The organism is Streptomyces sp. NPDC031274 (genome assembly GCF_055570235.1).
The window spans coordinates 1-1,483 of sequence record NZ_JBVIHP010000205.1 but is presented as its reverse complement, the minus strand read 5'-3'; the positions used below and the strand labels follow the sequence as shown (position 1 = coordinate 1,483).

Genomic DNA, 1,483 nt, shown 5'->3' with positions numbered 1-1,483 from the left:
CCCGCCTTCGCGGCCGTGGAGAAGCTCCGCTCGGACCAGGTGAAGGGCCTCCTTGTGTGCAGCGGCAGCGGGGAGGTCGCGGAACTGGCCGAGCGGGCCGACCTGGTGGTGGACGGCCCGCGGGGCGTGGTGGAGCTGCTCTCGGTGATCGCCGCTCAACTGGACTGATCGGCACCGAGGTTGGGCGGGTCGGGGATCGGATGGCCGAAGTAGTCGCGGGTGGTCCCGTCGTCGACGGCGGTGCCGAGCCCGCGAGCGGGGGAGCCCGGCTTCAGTCGTACGTCGCCGGGGCGGGCGTCATGGCCAGGGCGGGCAGCACCCGCACCTTTGGGAGCCAGCACCGTTCCTAAACAGTGAGCGGTAGTGGGTCGTGGATCCACTTCCGTGCACTGCGCTCGTCCCGAACGGTCTTGGGCGAGCTGGGTTGCCGCGTTCGCATCCCCGGCGGCGACACCACTCGTGGTGGTGGTCCGGTGCGGGGTGGGCGGGTTCCCTCACGCTCAGGGTTGTGGAGTTCGGCCTGGGCGGTCCGATGCCCCACACCATCGCTCTGGTGGTGCGGGGGCGGTGCCGTCCGTCGCCGTGCCCCATGGCCCTGGGCGCGCCGTCCGATCACGATGCTCGCGGCATCGTGCCGGGTGGTCTTGCGGGTGGGGGTGCACATCGGCTGCTGCCAGTGCTGGGCGCCCCACTTGCTGGTGTAGGCCGCATCGACGGCGATCACCGTAATGTGTTGCTCGGCGGCCATCGAGGTGAGCCGGGCCGCGAGTTTCGCGGTGGGGAAGCGGGAGATCAGACGGCGGAAGCGCTTCTTGCGGCCGTACTTCTCGCGGGTCTTGGCGTCGGTGAAGTCGAGGTCCTCGATCGCGATCGCCGACGCTCCGGATTGGCCGGCCCAGTGCAGCAGGCGGCTGGTGGCGTGCCGGATCTGTGCGTCCCGGTGTGCGGCATTGCCGGTGAGGTCGTAGAAGAAGCGGCGCGGCTCACCCACCGGGTTGCCGTGGGGGTCCAGCCGCCAGGCGGCATAGTGATTGTCGTTGGTGTCCACACCGATTACCCCGCCCGGCCTGGCGAGGGCCGCCTCCGCTGTCAGGGTTGGGACGGGGGCGCGCTGCCAGCGAGCGGTCACATACCAGCGCCCGCGAACCGGGTCGTGGTGGATGCGGTACGCGATTGCCCTATTGGCGGCGACGCGGTCGCCCCACTCCGCGCCCCGGTGCGCGAAGGCGATCTTGCAGGGCAGCCGGTAGCGCCCGTGTGCGGTGTTGGCCAAGTGATCCAAGGACGAAGGGAGTTTGATGCTCAGCTCACCGTCGATGGTGATGCGGATGGTCTCGTTACCGAAGCGTTTGCCGGACTCGCCGTCGGCTGCCAGGAACATCCGAGCCGCCTCCCATCGCCCCCGCCATCCAGACTCGTCCAGTCCGGCCGCCTCCAAGTGATGCCGCAGATGAGCCAACTGCCGCCCACCGCGCACCACATG

At 69.9% G+C, this 1,483-nt stretch carries 2 protein-coding genes and 1 pseudogene; 1 reads left to right on the top strand and 2 read right to left on the bottom strand.

What is annotated here, in order from left to right; genetic code table 11:
- Positions 1–168 (top strand): annotated as a pseudogene (locus ACZ5CR_RS45010) (trehalose-phosphatase); the annotation flags it as partial.
- On the opposite strand, the gene ACZ5CR_RS45005 reads toward ACZ5CR_RS45010, so the two are convergent.
- Positions 156–341 carry a hypothetical protein gene (locus tag ACZ5CR_RS45005; RefSeq protein WP_468869393.1) on the bottom strand — a complete coding sequence of 62 codons (186 nt, stop codon included), beginning with the start codon at positions 339–341 and terminating at the stop codon, positions 156–158. The pseudogene ACZ5CR_RS45010 and the gene ACZ5CR_RS45005 overlap by 13 nt on opposite strands.
- 5 nt (positions 342–346) lie before the next feature.
- The coding region (locus ACZ5CR_RS45000) for a nuclease/transposase family protein (RefSeq protein WP_468869391.1) at positions 347–1,483 on the bottom strand (1,137 nt) is incomplete at its 5' end.